Annotated in this window: 22 protein-coding genes and 1 pseudogene; 15 read left to right on the top strand and 8 right to left on the bottom strand. The window is 71.4% G+C overall.

Annotation, left to right across the window (positions count from 1 at the left end):
* Nucleotides 1–35: 35 nt before the first annotated feature.
* The gene (locus OG462_RS05575; RefSeq protein WP_406055002.1) at nt 36–743 is read left to right on the top strand and encodes an RraA family protein; all 708 of its coding nucleotides are present in this window, start codon (nt 36–38) and stop codon (nt 741–743) included.
* 53 nt (nt 744–796) lie between these two features.
* On the opposite strand, the gene OG462_RS05570 is transcribed toward OG462_RS05575, so the two are convergent.
* Complete coding sequence (locus OG462_RS05570; RefSeq protein WP_073902499.1) at nt 797–1234, bottom strand: OsmC family protein; 438 nt, start codon at nt 1232–1234, stop codon at nt 797–799.
* Between the two features lie 168 nt (nt 1235–1402).
* Here OG462_RS05570 and OG462_RS05565 point away from each other — a divergent pair, with 168 nt between their 5' ends.
* The gene (locus OG462_RS05565) at nt 1403–1798 is read left to right on the top strand and encodes a hypothetical protein (RefSeq protein WP_406055000.1); all 396 of its coding nucleotides are present in this window, start codon (nt 1403–1405) and stop codon (nt 1796–1798) included.
* A gap of 44 nt (nt 1799–1842) precedes the next feature.
* Here OG462_RS05565 and OG462_RS05560 read toward each other — a convergent pair whose 3' ends face one another.
* Together OG462_RS05560 and OG462_RS05555 are read right to left on the bottom strand one after the other, a co-directional pair.
* Nucleotides 1843–2541: a VOC family protein gene (locus OG462_RS05560; protein ID WP_406054998.1), complete on the bottom strand. Its 699-nt coding sequence runs from the start codon at nt 2539–2541 to the stop codon at nt 1843–1845.
* Between the two features lie 159 nt (nt 2542–2700).
* Nucleotides 2701–3537 carry a type 1 glutamine amidotransferase gene (locus OG462_RS05555; RefSeq protein ID WP_406054996.1) on the bottom strand — a complete coding sequence of 279 codons (837 nt, stop codon included), beginning with the start codon at nt 3535–3537 and terminating at the stop codon, nt 2701–2703.
* Between the two features lie 187 nt (nt 3538–3724).
* Between OG462_RS05555 and OG462_RS05550 the strand changes: the two genes are divergently transcribed.
* From OG462_RS05550 to OG462_RS05540, 3 genes are all read left to right on the top strand, one after another.
* Nucleotides 3725–4240, top strand: a complete 516-nt coding sequence (locus OG462_RS05550; protein WP_406054994.1) for a hypothetical protein — start codon at nt 3725–3727, stop codon at nt 4238–4240.
* Nucleotides 4241–4305: 65 nt separating this feature from the next.
* Nucleotides 4306–6705 carry a molybdopterin cofactor-binding domain-containing protein gene (locus tag OG462_RS05545; RefSeq protein WP_406054992.1) on the top strand — a complete coding sequence of 800 codons (2400 nt, stop codon included), beginning with the start codon at nt 4306–4308 and terminating at the stop codon, nt 6703–6705.
* 15 nt (nt 6706–6720) lie between these two features.
* The gene (locus OG462_RS05540; protein WP_406054990.1) at nt 6721–7200 is read left to right on the top strand and encodes a (2Fe-2S)-binding protein; all 480 of its coding nucleotides are present in this window, start codon (nt 6721–6723) and stop codon (nt 7198–7200) included.
* Nucleotides 7201–7209: 9 nt separating this feature from the next.
* On the opposite strand, the gene OG462_RS05535 is transcribed toward OG462_RS05540, so the two are convergent.
* Nucleotides 7210–7584, bottom strand: a complete 375-nt coding sequence (locus OG462_RS05535; RefSeq protein WP_406054988.1) for a MerR family transcriptional regulator — start codon at nt 7582–7584, stop codon at nt 7210–7212.
* A gap of 62 nt (nt 7585–7646) precedes the next feature.
* On the opposite strand from OG462_RS05535, the gene OG462_RS05530 reads away from it, so the two are divergent.
* Nucleotides 7647–8894 (top strand): MFS transporter, encoded by a 1248-nt coding sequence (locus OG462_RS05530; RefSeq protein WP_406054986.1) that lies wholly within the window; start codon nt 7647–7649, stop codon nt 8892–8894.
* A 92-nt stretch (nt 8895–8986) separates the two neighbouring features.
* On the opposite strand, the gene OG462_RS05525 is transcribed toward OG462_RS05530, so the two are convergent.
* The 3 genes and pseudogenes from OG462_RS05525 to OG462_RS05515 all read right to left on the bottom strand — a co-directional run.
* The gene (locus OG462_RS05525; protein ID WP_406054984.1) at nt 8987–9823 is read right to left on the bottom strand and encodes a hypothetical protein; all 837 of its coding nucleotides are present in this window, start codon (nt 9821–9823) and stop codon (nt 8987–8989) included.
* Nucleotides 9823–11097, bottom strand: coding sequence for a VWA domain-containing protein (locus OG462_RS05520; protein ID WP_406054982.1), 1275 nt, complete (start codon nt 11095–11097; stop codon nt 9823–9825). Before OG462_RS05520 ends, OG462_RS05525 begins: the two co-directional genes overlap by 1 nt.
* 79 nt (nt 11098–11176) lie before the next feature.
* Nucleotides 11177–11548: pseudogene (locus OG462_RS05515) on the bottom strand (flavodoxin family protein); the annotation flags it as partial.
* On the opposite strand from OG462_RS05515, the gene OG462_RS05510 reads away from it, so the two are divergent.
* The 9 genes from OG462_RS05510 (at nt 11490) to OG462_RS05470 (ending at nt 19483) form a co-directional block, all read left to right on the top strand.
* Nucleotides 11490–12809 (top strand): helix-turn-helix domain-containing protein, encoded by a 1320-nt coding sequence (locus tag OG462_RS05510; protein WP_406054980.1) that lies wholly within the window; start codon nt 11490–11492, stop codon nt 12807–12809. The pseudogene OG462_RS05515 and the gene OG462_RS05510 overlap by 59 nt on opposite strands.
* Before the next feature lie 137 nt (nt 12810–12946).
* On the top strand, nt 12947–13306 hold the full coding sequence (locus OG462_RS05505; RefSeq protein ID WP_406054978.1) for a hypothetical protein: 360 nt from the start codon (nt 12947–12949) through the stop codon (nt 13304–13306).
* 43 nt (nt 13307–13349) lie between these two features.
* Nucleotides 13350–13883 (top strand): RICIN domain-containing protein, encoded by a 534-nt coding sequence (locus OG462_RS05500; protein ID WP_406054976.1) that lies wholly within the window; start codon nt 13350–13352, stop codon nt 13881–13883.
* Between the two features lie 102 nt (nt 13884–13985).
* Nucleotides 13986–14432 carry a hypothetical protein gene (locus OG462_RS05495; RefSeq protein ID WP_406054974.1) on the top strand — a complete coding sequence of 149 codons (447 nt, stop codon included), beginning with the start codon at nt 13986–13988 and terminating at the stop codon, nt 14430–14432.
* 109 nt (nt 14433–14541) lie between these two features.
* The gene (locus tag OG462_RS05490; protein ID WP_406054972.1) at nt 14542–14988 is read left to right on the top strand and encodes a hypothetical protein; all 447 of its coding nucleotides are present in this window, start codon (nt 14542–14544) and stop codon (nt 14986–14988) included.
* A 78-nt stretch (nt 14989–15066) separates the two neighbouring features.
* The gene (locus OG462_RS05485; protein WP_406054970.1) at nt 15067–15969 is read left to right on the top strand and encodes a hypothetical protein; all 903 of its coding nucleotides are present in this window, start codon (nt 15067–15069) and stop codon (nt 15967–15969) included.
* A complete protein-coding gene (locus tag OG462_RS05480; RefSeq protein WP_406054968.1) occupies nt 15970–17517 on the top strand; it encodes a hypothetical protein in 1548 nt (515 codons plus the stop codon).
* A complete protein-coding gene (locus OG462_RS05475; protein WP_406054966.1) occupies nt 17514–18227 on the top strand; it encodes an ABC transporter ATP-binding protein in 714 nt (237 codons plus the stop codon). The genes OG462_RS05480 and OG462_RS05475 overlap by 4 nt, the downstream gene beginning before the upstream one ends.
* Nucleotides 18221–19483 (top strand): ABC transporter permease, encoded by a 1263-nt coding sequence (locus OG462_RS05470; protein WP_406054964.1) that lies wholly within the window; start codon nt 18221–18223, stop codon nt 19481–19483. The genes OG462_RS05475 and OG462_RS05470 overlap by 7 nt, the downstream gene beginning before the upstream one ends.
* Before the next feature lie 224 nt (nt 19484–19707).
* Here OG462_RS05470 and OG462_RS05465 read toward each other — a convergent pair whose 3' ends face one another.
* Entirely contained in the window at nt 19708–20424 is a 717-nt protein-coding gene (locus OG462_RS05465; protein ID WP_406054962.1) for a flavodoxin family protein, read from the bottom strand.
* Between the last annotated feature and the right edge of the window lie 5 nt (nt 20425–20429).

Here is a 20429-nt window from a genome sequence, read left to right as displayed (position 1 = left end):
CCGCCGTCCGTACTCGTCACCGAACGGAACGCCTGATGCCGATGTTGAAGGATCTCGCCGACTTCGCGGACCTCTCCACCCCTCTCGTCGCCGACGCCTGCGTGCGCCTCGGGGAACCGCTGCGCGCCGCGCCCGCCGGGGTTCTGCCCGTCGTCGCCGGGCAGCGGGTCGCCGGGCGGGCGCTGCCCGTACGGCACTACGGCAGCGTCGACGTCTTCCTGGAGGCCTTCACCCGGGCCGGGCCCGGTGACGTCCTCGTCATCGACAACGCGGGCCGCCGCGACGAGGCCTGCATCGGTGACCTCGCCGTCCTGGAGGCGGAATCGGCGGGCGTCGCCGGGGTCGTCGTCTGGGGCCTGCACCGGGACACCCCCGACCTCGTCGAGATCGGGCTGCCCGTCTTCTCGTACGGGCGGCACGCGCCAGGCCCCGTACGTCTCGACCCCCGGGACCCCGACGCGCTGACCACGGCCCGGATCGGCGAGCACCAGGTGACCGCCGCCGATGTCGTCTTCGCCGACGACGACGGCGTGCTCTTCGTGCCGGCCGCCCGGGTGGCCGCCGTCCTCCAGGTGGCCCGCACGCTGTTCCGTACGGAGCGGGAACAGGCCCGGCGTATCAGGGCGGGGGAGACGCTCCGCGCCCAGACCCGGTTCGACGCCTTTCTGGCGGGCCGGGCCGAGGACCCCGCGTACACCTTCCGGCAGCATCTGCGCCGGATCGGCGGCGCGATCGAGGAGTGAAGGCCTGAGCGCGGCGGCGCGGAGGCGGGCGCCGCCCCGGCGTGCGGCGGGGATCAGCCCTCGAAGCCGACCGTGCCGTCCGGCAGGATCGCCTCCACACGCGCGCCGTGCTCCACGGTCCGGCTCACCGTGCAGAACTTCTCGTGCGTCAGACGTACCCCGCGGGCGAACACCTCGGCGGCCTTCGGGTTGTTGTCCGGCAGCTCGAACTCGTAGCTGACCCGGATACGGCCCACCCGGCCGTCGTCCTCGGGCCCGGAGACCGACTCCACCACGATCTTCAGGTCGTCGTGGTCCACCGCCCGCGCGGTCCGGTCCACGACGAGCCCGCCGCAGCCGCCCATCGCCGCGAGCAGCAACTCGACCGGCGTGAACGAGGGCTGCGCGTCGGCGTCGTCGGCGGCGGCCATCCGGACCTCCGCGCCCCGGTCGTTGCGGGCGGTCCAGTTCCGGTACCCGGTGCGGACGGTCTCGATCCGGTAGTCGGCCATGGCGGCGGTCTCCTTCGTTCTGGGGTGCGTGCTCGTACGGTACGGCCGCCCGCCCAAGCAACCCCACCGCCCCCGCCCGGCCAAGCGGACGCGCCGGGCAGGCACTCACCGCAGACGTGAGTACGCGGACTCATGTGCGCGGCGCGGCCCCGGGGATGTGATGGGCGCATGCCCCACCGCACTCTTCCCGTCACCACCACCCGTGTCGCCACCGGCCCCGGTCCCACCGGTGACGACCCGGCCCCGAGTGCCTGGATCGCCCCGACCGTCGCCACCGTCCTCACCCTGCCGCTCGCGTTCGTCGCGTTCATCTGCGTGGCACTCTCCCCGATGGCCTGCGACCCCTGCTCCGGGGCGAGGAGCGCCGAGTTCAGCGCGGACTACATGCCGGCCTTCTGGACCTTCCTCGTCGGCCTGGTGCTGCCGCTCGGCCTGCTCGTCACGAGCTGGGCCCTGCCGTGGCGCCGCCGCCACACGGTCCGGCGCTGCACGATCGCCGCCCTCGCGCCGGTCTCCGTCGTCCTGCTCTCTCTCCTCTTCCTGGGGCTCGTCGACTGGCCCTAGGGGGTGCCGGAGAGTCCCGCCTGGCCCGCGGCGCCTGACACGACCTAGGCGAGCGGTTCCGGATGCGAAGGCGCACCGGCCACGCCGAGGCATGCCTCGTTCCCCTCGGGGTCGGCCAGCACCCAGTTCGACGGCGCGTCCGCGTCGTTCACCAGGCGACCGCCGGCGGCGAGCGCCGCGGCGATCCGGGCCTCGGCCTGGTCGTAGGGCACCCACACATCGACGTGGACCCGGTTGCGCTGCGGGCGCGGTGCATCCATCCGCTGGAAGTAGAACGGTGCCCCGCGGCGGTGCGGGTCCAGCAGGTCCTCGTCGCTGTTCGCGCGGTACTCGTAGTTGAGCAGTGCGCGCCAGAACGCCACCACGCCAGGACGCGCGAGGGCATCGATGGTGATCTGGACGGTCTGCACGGCGGAAGGGTCGGCCGGTATGTCCAGCGCGCGGGCCACCGCCGAGATCTGCCGGGCCAGCTCGACGTGCCGTTCGGTCAGCCCGTAGTAGTCGTCCTTGACCGTGATCAGCCGTACGAGCACGCCCTTCTGCCGCACGTCGACGTCCGGGTACTCGTCCCCGACTCCCGGCATTTCGCTGACGGCCTGTACGAACTGGGCGCTGATCGCGAACGAACCGGTGCTGAAGTACGCACATGCTCCCTCGCCGACGACGCGCCAGTCCTCCACGCCGACGGTCTCGTGGAACTGGTGCGGCCTGATGCGCTCGGTCCCGCTCTCTCCGTAGGTCATGCGAACAAATTAGCGTGCGGGTCCGACGTCGCAGGATGATGAGCCCCGTGAGGAGAACCACCGGGTCCGCAGACGATCGCCTGCGGCTGGCAGGAGCACATGAGCGCGCCCTTTCCCGCACGGATGCGCGGTGAGGACAGGGCGGCGATGAGCGTGAGGCTATCGCCGCGGCCTCGCGACCGCGTGAGCCCGGACCACCGCACCCCAGGCTTTCGCCACCGCGCCCCAGACCGTGCGGAGTTCGGGCTCCGCGTCCCGCACCGCGGCCACCGTGGCCTCCGGGGCGGTGCCCGTCTCTCGTATCCGCTCGCCGTCCACGGCGGCCCACTCCGCGACCGTGTCCCCATCCGCCTCCGGATGGAACTGCACCGCCCATGCGGCGCACCCGACCCGGAACGCCTGGTACGGACAGTCGTCGCCCGTCAGCAACGGGACCGCGCCGGGCGGCAGTCGGTCCACGTCGTCCCAGTGCCACTGCGCCGCCAGGGCGCCGTCCGGCACCTCGCCGAGCACGGGATCCTCCGTCACGGCCGGCAGCCTCCGGAGCGGCACGGCTCCCAACTCCGGGCCCTGGGCGCGTGTGGTGACCGACCCGCCCAGGGTCTGCGCGACGATCTGGCCGCCCAGGCAGATCCCGAGCAGCGGTATCCCCTCGGCCACGGCCTCGCGGACGAGCGACCGGACCCCGGGCAGCCAGGGAGCGGCCTCGTCGTCCTCGCAGTTCACCGCCCCGCCGAGGACCAGCAGCCCCGCGTGGCCGCCCAGATCGGCCGGTAGCACCTCGCCCTCCCAGGCGCGCACCACGTCGAGCCGGAGGCCGGTCCGTACGAGGTGCTCACCGACGAGCCCCGACCCCGCGTCCTCCTCGTGCTGCACCACGAGTACGGCGGCGGGTGCGGGCGGGGGTGCGGGCGGGGTACCGACCGGGACCTGGCTCCCGGCCGCTTCCGCCGCCCCTGTTGTCCCCGTCGTTTCTGACGTCGTCTCCGTCGTCACGGTTGGTCCGCCTCCCATGGTCGGCCCGGGAACGCCTCGTCGCGTTCGCAGATCCCCGAGGATCGCGGAAGAAACGTCCGTGCGGGACCCCTCGGGGCGCTCGCACGATCACGCCTGAGTAGCCGCGTACGCCGGTCTGAGTACCTGGACCGATACGCCGACGCCGGCGCCCTGCTGGACTGTGACCATGACCTTCGACGTCCGGCGCACCCGCCCCCTCCAGCACGTCACCGCCACCGGCACGGCCCTCGCCGTCGCCCTCGGCCCGGTGGTCGTCGGTGCGTTGCTCGCCCGGTCGGTGGGCGGCGACCCGATGGCATCCGTCAACGCCCTGATCGCGGGCGGCGGCCAGCGCGCCCGGATCTCGTCCACCCAGCTCCGCTCGGGCGCGCGACTCCGCTCCCGGGCGACGCGGAGGGCTGCCCGCCCGACCGGCCGCGCGCGTACGGCCCCGCTCCCGCGCTCCTCCCTTACGACTCCGTTCCCCCGTTCCCGTACGGCCCCACTGCCTCGCCCGGCCGGGTCAGCCGCGCGGTTTGCGCGCAAGGAGGAAGCCCTGCGGCGTCTGCTCCTGGGAGTTCGGCTCACGCACCAGTCGCCGCGGGCCCTGCCCTCCGGGCAGCGGTGGCGGCGAGGAGGGACCCGACTTGACGGTGACCTGACAGCCATCCGTCAGAACGGGCCTCGGGGGTCACCCACATGAGCGATGATCAACACATCCGAGGAGGCACCGGACGCAGCGCCGGGCCATGACGAAGGGCACCACGAATGGCGAGGCGGCACCCCGCGCGGGACGACCACCCCACGAGCGGCACCGGGGACGGAACCGCGCATCCCGAGGGTGCGCACGGTGGCGACGCGACGCGCGGCACCTCCCGGCGCCGGTTCCTCGGTTACGTCCTCGCCGCGCCCACCCTCACCGTCGCCGCCCAGCTCGGCGCCGAGGCCCTCGCGCCACGGCAGGCCGCAGCGGCGGCCCCGGCACTCATCCCCTCGCTCCCGGGGCCCGCCGAACTCCTCGACCTCAACGAGCTGCTCACCCTCGCGGCCCTCCCCACCAGCCACCTCATCACCATCCGCCTCGACAGCGACGGCACGGCCCACTTCGACCTGCCCCGCGCCGAGGTCGGCCAGGGCATCACCACCTCCAGCGCCATGATCGTCGCCGAGGAACTCGACCTGCCCCTGGACAAGGTGAAGGCGACGCTCGCCGACGCCCGGCCCGAGCTGCTCTTCAACCAGCTGACCGGCGGCTCCAACACGACGTACTCCACCTACCACCCGCTCCGCGTCGCCGCCGCCGTCGCCCGTGGCCGGCTCCTGCACGCCGCCTCCCTCGTCCTCGGCGAGGCCGTCGGCACCCTCACCACCAAGGCCGGCGCCGTCCTCTCCCCGGCCGGCGCGCTGCTCGGCTACGGCGAACTCGCCGTGCGGGCCGCCGCGCTGTCCGACACCGCCGTCGCGGTCACCCTCAAGGACCCGGACCGCTTCCGCGTCATCGGCACCGGGCAGCGCCGCGTGGACGCCCTCGAAGCGGTCACCGGCCGCAAGAGGTTCGCGATGGACCTCCAGGTCCCGGACGCCCTGCCCACCATGGTCTGCCGTCCGCCCACCATCAACGGCACCGTGCGGTCCGTCGCCAATCTCGCCGAGGTCCGGGCCATGCCCGGTGTCACCGACGTCGTCACCGTCTCCACCGGCGTCGCCGTCCGGGGCCGCACCTTCGGCCAGTGCATCGACGCGGTGCGCGCCCTCCGGGTCGACTGGGGGCCCGGCACCGCCGAGGGCGCCTCCGACGCCACCGTGCTCGCGAAGCTCCGCCGGGCCGAACTCCCGCTGGTGGTGCCGCCGCTGCCGCTGCTCACCAAGGCGGTCGACGCCCGTTTCACCTTTCACTTCGCCAGCAACGCCGCACTGGAGACCAACTGCGCGATCGCCGACGTGCGCGAGGACTCCGCGGAGATCTGGGCCTCGCTCAAGGCCCCGATCGTCGCCCAGGAGCAGATCGCGATCGAGCTCGGTCTGCCGGTGTCCGCCGTCCGCGTCCATGTCACCGAGGGCGGCGGTTCCTTCGGCCGCAAGCTCTTCCACGACGCCGCCCACGAGGCCGCCGAGATCTCCCGCGCCATGGGCAGGCCCGTCAAACTGATGTGGCACCGCACCGACGACTTCCGTCAGGGCCGTACGCACCCGATGTCCACCTCACGGGTCCGCGCCACGTACACGCTCGGCGAGGTCCTCACCTACGAGCAGCGCCACACCTCCGTGGCCACCGACTTCGGGCACGGCATCGGCGAGCTCCTCACGGCGGAGGTGGCCCGTCTGCCCGTCGGCGATCTGGCCTTCTCCGAGACGATGTTCCAGCTCACCCAGGTGAGCCCTTACCACCTCGGCGTCACCACCCAGCTGCTCTCCGAGACCGACAAGGGCTTCAACACCGGTTCCATGCGCGGCATCTACTCGCCCAACGTGCGCTGCGCCCAGGAGCTCGTCATGGACGAGCTGGCCCGCCGCATGGGCAAGGACCCGTACGCGCTGCGACGTGGGCTCATGAAGGACCCGCGGGCCCGCGCCGTCCTCGACAAGGTCGCCGAAGCGGGGGACTGGGGGCGGACGATGGCACCCGGCACGGCCCAGGGCATCGCGGTCCACGCCGAGTACCACTCCTTCGTCGCCGTCCTCGCCGAGATCGACTGCCGCCCCGAGACCACCGGGCGGAAGATCCCCGGCGCGGTCACCGGGCCGCGGGTGACCAAGGTGGTCTGCGCCGTCGACGTCGGCCTCGCCGTCAACCCGCGCGGCCTGGAGGCCCAGATGATGGGCGGCATCTCCGACGCCATCGCCATCACCCTGACGTCCGGCCTCCATCTCCGCGACGGGCACTTCCTCGAAGGCAGCTGGGACCAGTACTTCTACACCCGGCAGTGGAACACCCCGCCCGAGCTGGAGATCATCGTGATGCCCTCGACCGGCGAGAAGCCGGGCGGCGCGGGCGAACTCGCGGTCGCCGGCGCCATGGCGGCCGTCGCCTGCGCCTACGGCCGGGCCACCGGCACGATGCCGACGGTCTTCCCCGTCAACCACGCCGAGCCGCTCGCCTTCACCCCCCTGCCGACCGTCCCGCCCGTCCCCGCCTCGCCGACCGACGGCCGCGACCGCGCCCTGTAGAGACCTGGAGCACCCGTGCCACAGCACACCTTCATCCTGAACGGCAAGGCCGTCACCGCCGACGTCGAGGGCGACGTCCGTCTGCTCTGGGTCCTCCGTGACGTCCTGGGCGTCACCGGGCCCAAGTACGGCTGTGGGGTCGGCGTCTGCCGGGCCTGTACGAGCCACCTCAACGGCAAGGCGTTCACGCCCTGCGCCGTGCCCGTCGAGGACCTCGCCCCGGACGACGAGGTCACCACCATCGAGGGGCTCCCGGACACCGTCGGGAGCGACCTCCACCCCATGCAGGAGGCCTGGCTCGACCTCGACGTCGCCCAGTGCGGCTACTGCCAGCCGGGCCAGATCATGACCGCGGTCGCGGAGGTCCGCCGGGCCCGGGAGGCCGGGCGCGAGATCACCGAGGCGGACCTGGACACCATCCGCAACATCTGCCGCTGCGGGACCTACCACCGCATCCGGCAGGCCGTCCTGGAGGGCGCCGGCCGGATGACCTGAGGGCAGCGGTCAGAGGGACGGCGCCGGCTTCTTCCGTACCGCGTCCAGATACTCCGCCACCGCGTCCCGGTTCCGGGTGAGGCAGCGGATCCGCTCGGTCATCCGGTCCCGTTCGTCCTCCAGGGTGGCCAGCATCTCAGGGGTGGCGTCCGGGAAGTGGATGATCCGCGGTTTGTTCAGGCACGGCAGGATCTGCTTGATGATCCGGGTCGGCAGACCCGCGTCCAGAAGGCCGCGGATCTGCATGACCCGGTCCAGGTTCGACTCGTCGTAGACCCGGTAGCCGTTCGGCAGCCGGTCCGCGACGATGAGAGCCTGCTCCTCGTAGTAGCGCAGCAGTCGGCGCGGTGTTCCGGTGCGCTCCGACAGTTCCCCGATCCGCATGGACGCCCCCTCCAGGGACTCGCTTGACCTTCACATCAATGTGAGGGTTCGAGCATAGGTCCATGGCCAACCACACGACAGCGGCGGCCCGTTCCGACGCGCCCACCGCTCCCGAGACCCCCGCCCCCAAGAGCCCCGCCACCCCCGAGACCCCCGCCGGCCGGCTGCCGCTCCTCGCGCTGCTCGCCCTCGCCACCGCGGTCTTCGTCACCAGCCTCACCGAGACCCTCCCCGCCGGCGTCCTGCCCGGCATGAGCGCCGACCTCGGCGTCGGCGAGGCCGCCATGGGCCAGGCGGTCACCGTCTACGCCCTCGGCACCGCCCTCACCGCCGTACCCCTGGCAGCCCGCACCGCCGGATGGCGCCGCAAGCGCCTGCTGCTCACCTCGGTCGCCGGATTCGCCGCCGCCAACACCGTCACGGCCGTCTCCTCCTCGTACGCCCTCACCATGGGCGCCCGGTTCCTCGCCGGGGTCGCCGCGGGCGTCGCCTGGGCCCTGCTCGCCGGATACGCCCGGCGCATCGCCCCACCGCACCTCCAGGGCCGGGCCGTCGCCGTCGCCATGACCGGCATCCCCCTGGCGCTCTCCCTCGGCGTGCCGGCCGGCACCTTCCTCGGCGAGGCCGTGGGCTGGCGCGTCGCCTTCACCGCCATGACCGTCATCGCCGTCGGGCTCCTCGGCTGGATCGCCCTCGCCGTCCCGGACCTGCCGGGCGAGGCGCACGGCGGGCGCGCCCCGGTCGCCCGGACCCTGAAGGTGCCCGGCGTCCTCCCGGTCCTGGCCGCCACGTTCACCCTCGTCCTGGCCCACACCGTCCTCTACACCTATGTCGCCGCCTACCTCGGCCATCTCGGCCTCGCCGGCTCCACGGGCCTCGTCCTGCTGGTCTTCGGCGCCGCCTCGCTCGCGGGGATCTGGTTCACCGGACGGCACATCGACCGCAGGCTCCGGACCCTCACCCTCGCCGGCGCGATCCTCGTCGCCGTGGCGGCCGCCGTGCTCGCCGTCCCGGCCGGCAGCACCGGGCTCGTCCTGACGGCCGCCGTGCTCTGGGGGTTCGGCTGGGGCGGTGCGCCCACCCTCCTCCAGACGGCTGCCGCCGACGCGGGCGGCGAGCACGCCGACACCGCCCAGACGCTGCTGGTCAGCCTCTGGAACGCCGCCATGGCGGCGGGCGGCATCGCCGGCGGTGTCCTGCTCGATGTCCTCGGCGCGGGTGCCCTGTCCTGGAGCGTGCTGGTCCTGCTCGTTCCGGTGGTGGCGATCGTGGCGGGGGCCCGCGCCCACGGTTTCCCGGCCCGCCGGTGAACGGGACCGACTCCGGACCGTGTCCGTCCGGAGCGTGCGAAGGCCCCCACCGCATCGGCGCGGTGGGGGCCTTCGTCGGTTCCAGTGGCCGGTCAGGCGGCCGGCGGGACCCGGGACGGGCGTCCCGCGCCGCGCGTCAGCACATAGCCGCCGACGCCCGCGAGCGCCGCGAGGATGCCGCCCGCCGCGGTCCAGAGCCAGCGGTCGGACCACCAGCCGGACGACCAGCCGTCCTCCGGGGCCGCGGCCTCGACGGCGGAGGGCCGGCCTGCGTCCGCGTCGGCCTCCGCCTGGTCGGCCGTCGTCGCCCCGGGCACGAGCGGCGCGGCGAGCGAGCCGTCGGTGGCGTAGGCGCCGCCCTTGTCGACGGTGCTCACCTCGACCCGGGCGGTGAACGGTTGGCCGAGGTCGTCGTCCGGCAGGGATACGGCGGTCAGCCGCACGTAGTAGCTGCCCGGCAGCGGGTCGTTCGACCAGGTGTCGGCAGAGGCGCGGACCGGCCGCAGCACACAGGTGAGCCGCACGGTCGCGGTCTCCTTCGCCGCGGCGCGGGACTGGGTCCCGTACATGCACGGCTGGCGCCGCCGGAGCCCGTCGTACACGTCGACCCGCCAGGTGGCGGGCCCGTGCCGCAGGGCCGCGTCGGGCAGGGTGACGGTGGCGTTCACCGTCGGCCGCTGCCCGGTGTCCGCCGGGAACACCCAGTACAGGTAGTCACCCGTGGCGGCCTGCGCGGTGGCCTGCTGCCCGGGGAGGAACCGCGCGGCGGTACGGAACGTGGTGCCCGCCTCCGTCGGCCCGGCCGTGGAGCGGGTGTTTTCGGGGTCCGCCGTGGCGGAGGGGGAGTCGGCCAGGGCGGCCGGGGCCGCGAGACCGAGGAGAGCGGCGCCCGTGAGCGCGGCCGTGGCGAGCATACGTACGGTACGCATCAGTGGGTCCTCCAGACAGCGACGCGCCAGCGGGACAGCCAGCCCCAGAGCAGACCGGCCACGAAGCCGACGAGGGCCAGCGCGCCGAGCAGCCACCAGCCGCGGCCGAGACCGAACGAGGCCACGTCCGACGCGGCCGACGGGCCGTCGACGACGTCGACCGTCAGCTCGATCGGCATGCCCGGCGTCGTCTTCACCGACGGGGGAGCGGAGAACGAGTTGCTGACCTGGAGACAGACCGTCTCCGCGGCCGGCTTGCCGTCCTCGGTCTCGTCGTCGAGCTCCGGCTTCGGGTAGCGGAGCCCCGTCGAGATCACGTCGGTGCGTCCGTCGCCGGCCTCGGAGCCGCGGACGATCTCCCGGCCGTGACGGGTGACGGCGCGCAGCAGCACGCCGTAGTCGTTGTTGACGGCACGGTCCGCCGACACGCTGACGGAGGCGCGCAGTTCCTGACCGGGCAGCAGGTCCACCCGGTACCAGCGGTGCTGGCCGAAGGCCTCGCGGTCGGTGTACAGGCCGGGCTTGAGCTGCGGCGCGTCGGCGCAGCGCAGGGCGCCCTCGGTGGCCACCGGGGTGACGACCGGGTCGGCGGCGCGGTCGACCAGCTGCCGAACCCGTCGGGAGAGGTCCTCGGTGCGGTGGATGGAGGTGTACGTGCCTCCGGTGGCCTCCGCGATACAGGTGAGCTGCTGCCGGGTCTTGGCGTCCGGGACCAGGCCCAGGGTGTCGATGACGAGGTGGATGCCCTTCGCCGCGATCTCGCGCGCCACCTGGCACGGGTCGAGCGGGGCGCAGGTGTCCTCGCCGTCCGTGATGAGCACGATCCGCCGGGTGGCGTCACCGCCCTCCAGGTCATCGGCCGCGCCCAACAGGGCCGGGCCGATCGGGGTCCAGCCCGTCGGGGCCAGGGTGGCCACGGCGGTCTTGGCCTCGGTCCGGTCGAGCGGGCCCACCGGGTAGAGCTGCCGGGTGTCCTTGCAGCCCCGCTTGCGGTCCGGCCCGGGGTAGTCGGCGCCCAGCGTGCGGATGCCGAGCTGGACCTCTTCGGGCACCGCGTCGAGGACCTCGTTGAAGGCCTGCTTGGCCGCGGCCATCCGGGACTTGCCGTCGATGTCCTTGGCCCGCATGGAGCCGCTCACGTCGAGGACCAGCTCGACCTTGGGGGATTCCTTCGCCACCGGCGCGTCGGCGCTCGCGCCTGTCGGCAGGAGCGCGACGCTCAGGGCGGCGAGCAGCGCGCAGGCCCCGGTCGCCAGCCGTTTTCTCGTGATCATCGCCGGATCGTATTGATGATCCTCCGACAATCCAAAACGGGGGGTGACCTCTGCGCCCTCCAGGGCCCTTGACGTCCGGTCAGCAGTGCTCGGGGTTCGGGAACTCGGGCTTGCAGCCGGCGTCCCACACCGGGCGCTGGTTGCCGTGCGCCGGGATCCCGCCCGCCCGCTTGAGCAGCCCGGCCAGATGCATCAGGTTCCAGGCCATGAAACTGGTGTTGCGGTTGGTGAAGTCGTTCTCGGGTCCGCCCGAGCCGGGGTCCAGATGGGAGGGGCCGGGTCCGGCCTCCCCGATCCAGCCCGCGTCCGCCTGCGGCGGCACCGTGTACCCGAGGTGCTGGAGGCTGTAGAGGACGTTCATCGCGCAGTGCTTCACACCGTCCTCGTTGCCGGTGATCAGACAGCCGCCGGCCAAGTACGCGTACTGCCCGGCGCCGTTGAGGAGGCTCGATTGGAGCCTCGACGACCCCGTCGGGCAAGGCGTCGCCGCGATCCGGCCCCTCCGCGACCGGACCGAGCGGCGCGTCCGCTGTCTCCTTGACGAACTCGGCCTCACGGCAGCCTGTCAGGGGCTCGCGCACCGGTGGGGTGGAGCGCGGCTGTGCGACAGCCGGGTGAGAGGCTGGTGGCGGCGCGCAGAAGTGTTGGGGAAACGCGTGGGTTTGCTGGCTTTGACCGATACCGCCGGGGCGGGGGAGGACAGGTTCGACTGGTTTTGCGAGACGGTCTCCCGTGCCGTCATGCCTGTCATGCTCAGCACACGGCATGCAGCCGACTTCCGGGCGAGCATGACGTACCTGGATCTCGGCACGGTGCGGCTGTCCGCCGTGTCCTGCTCGCCCGTGCTCTCGCGCCGCACCCCGACGCACGTCCGGCGTGCCGATCCGGAGCACTTGCAGCTGGCACTCGTCACTCAGGGCGAAGTGTGGATCTCCCAGCACGGCAACGAATCGGTGGTCGCGGGGGGACTCGTGCTCACGGACACCTCACGGCCGAGCGAGGGGGCGTGCACAGCGCGGCAGATCGAGTCGGTGGTCCTGCAGATCCCCCGCCAGGCGCTGGCGCTGAGACCCGACCGGGTGAACCGCCTCCTCGCACGGAGCCTGGCCACGGACGCCGGGTCAGGGGCGATCCTCGCCGACTTCCTGAAGGCGCTGCACTCACGAGGCCCGCAATGTCGCCCTGAGGAGCTGCGCGCCATGGGGTCCGTCGCCCTCGACCTGGCCACGGCGTTTCTCGCGCGGCAGCTCGGTGACCCCGGTGAGGCGCCCGCCGAGGCGCGCGCGCAGGAGACGCTGCAGCGGATCTACCGCTTCATCGAGAGCAATCTCGGCGACCCGGGCCTGACTCCCGAGCTGATCGCCGATCGGCACAACATGTCCGTGCGGGGTCTCTACCGCCTGTTCGGCGACCAGCCCCGGACCGTCGCGGCACACATCCGCCAGAGCCGCCTTGAGCACGCCCACACCGACCTCGCCCGCGGGGAACTGAGCGGTCAGCCCGTTCAGACGATCGCGGCTCGCTGGGGCTTCTCCAGCGCGACCGGGTTCAGCCGGGCGTTCCGCGAGGCCTACGGAATCACCCCTGTCGAACACCGCGCCCTCTCCCTGGCCGCCCCGTGGCACGCAGAGGACAGAGAACCGGCAGGCCATGCACACCACCGCGCGCTGCTCGGGCCTACATTTTCCGCTGGGGACAGCGCCACAGCGTGAACGGAGCCACGGGACAACAATCCCGGCCCGACGCCCGGCATGCCATCGACAGTGGCATCGGCCTGTGTCATTCGCGTCTCCATGCCCCTCGCCCTCCCGCGAGGAGGCGTCCGAGATCCATCTCATGGGGGACAAGAATGAGCGTGCGCAAGAAGGCTGCCACCACCGTCGCGGCCGCTGCCCTGGCCTTCGCCGGGGTGTTGGGCTCCGCGGGCCAGTCGTTCGCCGGATCGAACGGCCAGCAGATCCGCTTCCACGACACCAGCACCGTCGTCTACTCCATCCGTATCCAGGGCTACAACCAGGACGGCGAATCGGTGTCGGGATGCTTCATCACGCCGAGCAGGGACACCTGGATCAGCGGCTGGTGGTGGAAGGGAGAGGTCAGCGTCACCTTCTACAGGAACAACTCCTGCTCCTTCGCCACGTATTACGGCGACGAGATCGTGTGGGTCCCCGCCGAGCAGAGCGGTGACTGGACGACCGTCTACTCCTGACCCAGCCCCTGACCCCCTGAGACGAAAGGAGAACAGAATGCGTATGCCGACTGGACCTGGCGGATTCTTTCGCCGCGCTGTCGGGTTGATCGCGACGAGTGTGCTGGTGTTCCTGTGCCTGCCCGCTTCGCCTGCGTCCGCGGCGATCGGCAGCGACTGGCAGAGGCTCACCAACCTGAACGCCACCAAGTGTCTTGAGGTCGCGGACTGGAGCACGGCGAACGGCGCCGCGGCCCGGCAGTGGGACTGCCATCTGGGGTACAACCAGCAATGGTGGTTCGCCGGCAACGGCACGTTGATCAACGCCAAGAGCGGCAAGTGCCTCGAGATCGCGGACTGGAGCAGGGCGAACGGTGCTCCGGCCCGGCAGTGGGACTGCCACGGCGGGGCCAACCAGCAGTGGGAGTGGGCCGGCACCACCACCTACGACGGACTCGACGTGATCGCTCTCATCAACGTGAACAGCGGTAAGTGCCTCGAGATCGCGGACTGGAGTCGAGCCAACGGTGCTCCGGCCCGCCAGTGGGACTGCCACTACGGGGACAACCAGCTCTGGTACGCCGGCGACATTCCCTAGCACGCCGATATACCCCGCTGAACCGATCGCGCCGCACCGCACAAGTCCCTCACCGTTCACCGGCCGCCATATCGGCATGGATCGAAAGAAGAGGAACACTCGATGATTCGACGTACTTCGGCGATGCTCGTCGCCGCGGCATCCCTGTTCACCGCGGGAGTCACCACGGCCGCGCCCGCACAGGCGGCCTCCTGTACCCCCGACAACGCCTGTCTCTACTCGTCCTCCGACTTCACGGGCTTGAAGCGGGACGACTACAACTCCCAGTCCTCATGGGCGTCCATCAACTACGACGGATTCCCCGACGCCTTTCTCTACTGGAGTGAGAACCATCCGCTCAACGTCAGCTCGCTCGACAACTGGGATGTGGACACCAGGATCTCGGTGTATTACAACTCCCAGTGGCTGGGTCCCTGCTTCAAGATCGCGAACTACGGCTCTGTGACCAATTTCGCGTACATCACCCTGAAAAGCGGCAAGAACGCCAACGACGTGATGGCCTCGCACCTCTTCGGCAACAACTGCTCGGGGATCGTCTACGACTCCTGATCCCCGGCCCATGATCGTGGTGGGGCGGAGGCCAATTCCGCCCCGCCGCAGCATGTCGATCAACCCTCAACAGCCGTCATTTCGGCAAGGATCGAAAAGAGGAACACTCATGATACGACGCACTTCGGCGATGCTCGTCGCCGTGGCATCCCTGTTCGGCGCGGGAGTCACCATGGCCGCGCCCGCACAGGCGGCTTCCTGCACCCCCGACAACGCTTGTCTCTACTCGGACTCCGACTTCACCGGATACAAGCGGGACGACTACAACTCCCGCCACAACTGGGAGATCATCACCTACCCCGGATCCCCCAACATTCCGCTCTACGCGGGTGACAACTACATCTTCAACGTCAGCTCCATCGACAACTGGGACGTGGACACCAGGATCTCGGTGTACCGCAGCCCCTACCACATGGGTCCTTGCTTCAAGATCGCGAATTACGGCTCTGTGACCAACCTGGCCTACATCACCCTGAGCGGCGGCCAGAACGCCAACGACGTGATGGACTCGCACCTCTTCGGCAACAACTGCTCGGGCGTCGTCTACGACTCGTGATCCCCGGCCCATGACCGTGGTGGGGCGGAGGCCAATTCCGCCCCACCACAGCACATCCACTCTATCCAGGGGATCCCCTTGCGTTACACACGTCTTGTCATCGCCGCCGGGGTCGGCACGCTGCTGCTCACCGGGTGCGCGGAAGACGCCCCGGAAGGCGCCGACGCCGGCGCTTCCGTGGCCCGGGAGGTCGTCACGGAGGCCGACATCGTCCTCCCGGTGTCCGCCTATTTCTTCACCCCCGAGCAGCAGGCGCTGGTGGACACCGCGCACTCCACCCTGGCTTCCGACTGCATGAAGCGGTTCGGGTTCGACTGGCCGGTCACGAAGGCCGAGCCCGTCGAGGTCGTGAGCCGTCGCTACGGCGTGGTCAGCGAGAAGGTCGCCGCCGAGCACGGTTACCACATGATCCCGTTGGCAGGCGACGACCACGCCCGAGGCGCGCCGTCCGGCAGGGCCAAGCTTCCGCCCGAGGCGTACTTGGTCTTCGGCGCCAAGGGCCCCAAGGGCGCCCAGGCGGGCTCGGGCAGCTACCGGGGCAAGGACATCCCCGAGGGCGGCTGCAGGAAGGAGGCCGAGCGCAAGCTGGGGCTCGAGAAGGTGCAGAACCCCAAGAAGGGCAAGATCGGACTGCTCAGCATCGACTTCTCCAGCTTCGAGCAGGCCCAGAAGATGCCGGAATTCATCAAGGCGCAGGATGCCTGGGTGTCCTGCATGAAGAAGGCCGGCTACCAGCACACGGCCTTCCTGCAGCCCGGTGAGAAGTACACCCTCCAGGGGGACTCCGCGTCCTCGCAGGAGAAGGCCGTGGCCAAGGCCGATGTGACGTGCAAGCAGGACGCGAAGCTCGCCACCGTGCTGCTCCGCCTCGAAACGCAGATCCAGAACGACTACATCGAGCGGAACGCCGCCGGTTTCGCCGAGATCAAGAAGGATCAGGGCGCGGTCATCAAGTCGGCCAACAAGGCATTGGCGAACTGAATGCCGAACGACGAACAGCCCTCCACGGACGTGGCCGTGACGCCCCGTGGCAACGCGGGTGACGGTGTACGGGGCAGGCCGCGCTGGCTCGCCCTGATCGCGGCGGGCGCGGTCGCGCTCACGGGGGCGGGCTTCGGTGCCTCCCTGCTGATCAAGTCGCCCGCCCAGGCTGCTGCGGACTCCCGGCCCCCCGCACCGTCCGTGATCACCGCGCCGGTCGAGTACCGGACACTGGCCTCGTCGGTGATCCTTCGCGGCACCGTGGTCGCCGGCCAGAGCGTGGAGATCACGCCCGGCGGCACGACCGAGGGAGGCAGCCCCACGGTCTCCAAGCTGCCGCTGAAAGCAGGGGACCAGGTACGCGCGGGGCGGCTGCTGGTCGAGATCTCCGGCCGTCCGGTGATCGCACTCCAGGGCACCGTCCCGCTCTACCGAGACCTCAAGCCCGGCGCCCAGGGCAGTGACGTGGGCCGGCTCCAGGACGCGCTCCGTCGGCTCGGCCACTCCACCTCCCCGGACAACCGGGGGCGGTTCGGCGAGGGTACGAAGTCGGCGGTCACCGCGCTCTACGACGCGCTCGGGTACGAGCCCCTCCCGGTCGGCGGCGTCGAGGGCTCGGCCACCGTCACCTCGGCCGAAGCACAGATGACCTCGGCCGAACGAGCCCTGGACGACGCCGAGGACGCACTGAAGACCGCCGAGGCCGGCTCTCGCTCCGGGGCCGGCGGCTCCGGCTCCGGTAGCTCCGGAACGGACTCGGGCAAGACGGCCGGCTCGACCGCGGGGACGGCCGGGGAGGCGGAGGGCGGCGGCCGCGATCTGGAGGGCCTGCGCAAGGCCGTCGCACGTACCCGCGAGGACCTGGCCACCGCACGCGAGGGCCTCGTCGCCGCGCGGGCGGCCGCGGGCCCCATGGTCCCCTCCGGCGAAGTCGCGTTCCTGGAGAGCTTCCCGGCACGGGTGCAGGACCTCCCCGTACGGCTCGGAGCGAAGGTACAGGGAGCCGTGATGACCGTCGCCGCAGGTCCGCTGGTGGTGCACGGTTACGTGCCCGACCACCAGAAGGGCCTGATCAGGGCAGGCCAGAAGGCGGAGATCCTCTCCGAGGTCAACGGCGCCGGCGCCACGGCCTCCGTACGGTCCATCGCCACCACCCGTACGATGCCGCGTCCCGATGGCGACACGCAGGAGGGGCAGTCCGCCGGTGGGCAGGCCGACGCGGACGGCTATCTGATGACTCTGGCGCCGGGCCGACCGCTGGAGGCCGAATGGACCGGGCAGAACGTCCGCCTGACCGTCCAGGCCGCAACGACCGGTGGCAAGGTCCTGGTCGTACCCGTCACGGCGGTGTCGGCCGGCGCCGACGGCTCCACCGCGGTCACCGTGCTCGAGGACGACGGCAGGCAGCGCCGCGTCCGGGTGAAGCCGGGCACCTCCGGCGACGGGAATGTCGAGGTCATCCCCCTGGACAGCGGGACCCTCGGCGAGGGGGACCGGGTGGTGACCGGCGTCCCGGCGGATGCCGCCGCACAGGAGTCAACCGGATGACCGCGTCCCCGCCCCCGTCCGAACCACCCGTCATCGAATTCCGGCAGGTCGGCCTCACCTACCCGGGGCCCCCGCCCATGCAGGCGTTGCGACCCAGCGACCTCGGGGTCCACAGGGGCGAGTTCATCACCGTCGTCGGCCCCTCCGGATCGGGCAAGTCCACGTTCCTGAACATCGCCGGGCTCCTCGACACCCCCACGACGGGCAGCTTTCTCCTCGACGGCATCGACACCGGCCGGCTCAGGGACACCGAGCGCACCACATTGCGCGGCCGCCGTATCGGGTTCGTCTTCCAGGCCTTCCACCTGCTGCCGCACCGCAGCGCCCGCGAGAACGTCGAACTCGCCATGGTCTACAGCGGCGTCCCGCGCAACGAGCGCTCCCAGAGAGCCCGCGAGGCGCTGGCTCGGGTCGGCCTCGGTCACCGGACCGACGCGTTTCCCACCCGGATGTCCGGCGGCGAACGCCAGCGGGTGGCCATCGCGCGCGCCCTGGTCGCCCGGCCCTCGCTGCTCCTGTGTGACGAGCCGACGGGAAACCTCGACACCGGCAACGCCGAGGCGGTGCTCCAGCTCCTGGAGGCCCTCAACACCGAGGGCATCACGATCGTCCTCATCACGCACGACCTGGCCGTGGCCGCCCGCGGCCGACGGACCGTCACCATCCGGGACGGCATCCTGAGCGAGAGCGAGCAGGCACGCGCATGCTGACCCGGCACCGAGAGGCGACGCAGGCCGCGCCCCCACCGCCCATCGGGCGCTCCGCATTCGTGCCACGGGACCTGTTGGCCGAAGCGCTGGCCGGCATGCTGCAGCGCCCCGCCCGCTCCGCGCTCACCATGCTGGGCACCGTCTTGGGTGTCGGTGCCTTCGTCGCCGTACTCGGCCTCACGGCCACCGCTTCCTCGCAGATCGACTCCCGCTTCAACGTGCTGTCCGCGACCGAGGTGACGGTCGAGGACATCGCCCGCGAGCAGGACGAGTTCGCCGGCGCGGCGTTCCCGGACGACGCCTCGGACCGTGTGGAGCGGCTCAACGGGGTGCGGCACGCCGGCGTCCTGTGGACGGTGCAGTCCCGGCAGAGCACCGCCGAACTCACCGTCGCCGCCGCCCCGGTGGGCGACGCCGCGGGGGAACCTCTCAACGTCGTGGCCGCCGCCCCCGGTGCCCTGCTGGCGGCCGAGCCCCGGCTCTCGCAGGGCAGGCTGTACGACGACTTCCACACCGACACCCGCCAGCGTGTCACCGTGATCAGCTCGGGCATCGCCGCACGCCTGGGGATCACCACCCTGGAGACCAAACCGGCGATCTTCATCGGGGGGCAGCCGTTCACCGTCGCCGGCATCGTCGAGGACGTCCAGCGCCAGCCGGATCTGCTGCTCTCCGTCCTCGTGCCGGAAACCACCGCCGTGGAGCTCTGGGGGCGGCCCGCCCAGGGCGCCAGGATGCTCATCGCCACCGACCTGGGCGCGGCCCGTCAGGTGGCCGGGGAAGCCGCGACGGCGCTGCGCCCCGACCACCCGGAGTACTTCAAGGCGGTTCCACCGCCCGACCCGAAGAGCCTGCGGTCCTCGGTGACCTCCGACCTCGAACAGCTCTTTCTGCTGCTCGCCGCTGTGTGCCTGGTCATCGGAGCGGTCGGGATCGCCAACACCACCCTGGTGGCAGTCCTGGAACGCACCGGGGAGATCGGCCTGCGCCGCGCACTCGGCGCGCAGAGGCGGCACGTCACCGCCCAGTTCCTCGCCGAGTCGGGCACGCTGGGCGCGTTCGGTGGACTCGTCGGTACGGCCATCGGCACGCTGGCCGTCCTGGCGGTGGCACTGATCAGGGACTGGACGCCGGTCATGCACCCGGTGATCCTGGCCACCGCCCCACTCATCGGTCTGGCAACCGGAGTCGTGGCCGGAATCTACCCCGCCCGCCGCGCCTCCTCAGTACAACCAGCCGAAGCCCTCCGCGGCTGACGGGAGGCGCCTGACGGGCAAGGTCCAGTTCAGGCGCCTCTTGTGTTGCTGCTAGATCTTCAGCGCCGTGCACTTCCTGATGGTGCACGGGACGGAAGCTGTTCGGCGCGGCTTCGAGGCAGGACGTCAGGCCGAGGCCGCTGTCGTCGCGGGTACTGCCGCGCGATGGACCTGCTTGATCCGGAGCTGACTTCCACCGGACCTCCGACCGTTCCGGCCCGCACTCAACGGTGCTCGGGGTTCTCGAAGTCGAAGCGGCAGCCGGCGTCCCACTCGGAGCGCTGGTTGCCGTGGGCCGGGATGCCGCCGGCGTCCTTGAGCATGCGGGCCAGGTGGAGCTGGTTCCAAGTCATGAAGGTGGTGTTGCGGTTCGTGAAGTCGTTCTCCGGGCCGCCGGAGCCGGGGTCGAGGTACGACGGGCCCGGGCCGGCCTCGCCGACCCAGCCCGCGTCCGCCTGCGGCGGAATGACGTATCCGAGGTGCTGGAGGCTGTAGAGGACGTTCATCGCGCAGTGCTTGGCGCCGTCCTCGTTGCCGGTGATCAGGCAGCCGCCCACGCGACCGTAGTAGGCGTACTGGCCGCGCTCGTTGAGGATCGACGAGCAGGCGTACAGACGCTCGATCACCTTCTTCATGATGGAGGAGTTGTCTCCCAGCCACACAGGCCCCGCTAGGGTCAGGATGTCGGCGGCCATCACCTGCGAGTAGATCACCGGCCACTCGTCGGTCTCCCAGCCGTGCTCCGTCATGTCGGGCCACACACCGGTCGCGATGTCGAGATCAACCGCTCGCAGCACCTCGACCTCGACGCCCTGGCGCTCCATGATCCCGCTACTGATGTCGATCAGCCCCTGAGTGTGGCTCCGCTCCGGCGAACGCTTGAGCGTGCAATTGATCACCAGGGCGCGGAGACCACGGTAGGACGTGCCAGTGTCGGTCATGGATG

It is taken from the genome of Streptomyces sp. NBC_01077, from assembly GCF_045162855.1.
In the GTDB taxonomy this organism is placed as follows: domain Bacteria; phylum Actinomycetota; class Actinomycetes; order Streptomycetales; family Streptomycetaceae; genus Streptomyces.
The sequence above is the reverse complement of the archived record's forward strand: the minus strand, read 5'-3'. Positions and strand labels throughout refer to the sequence as shown.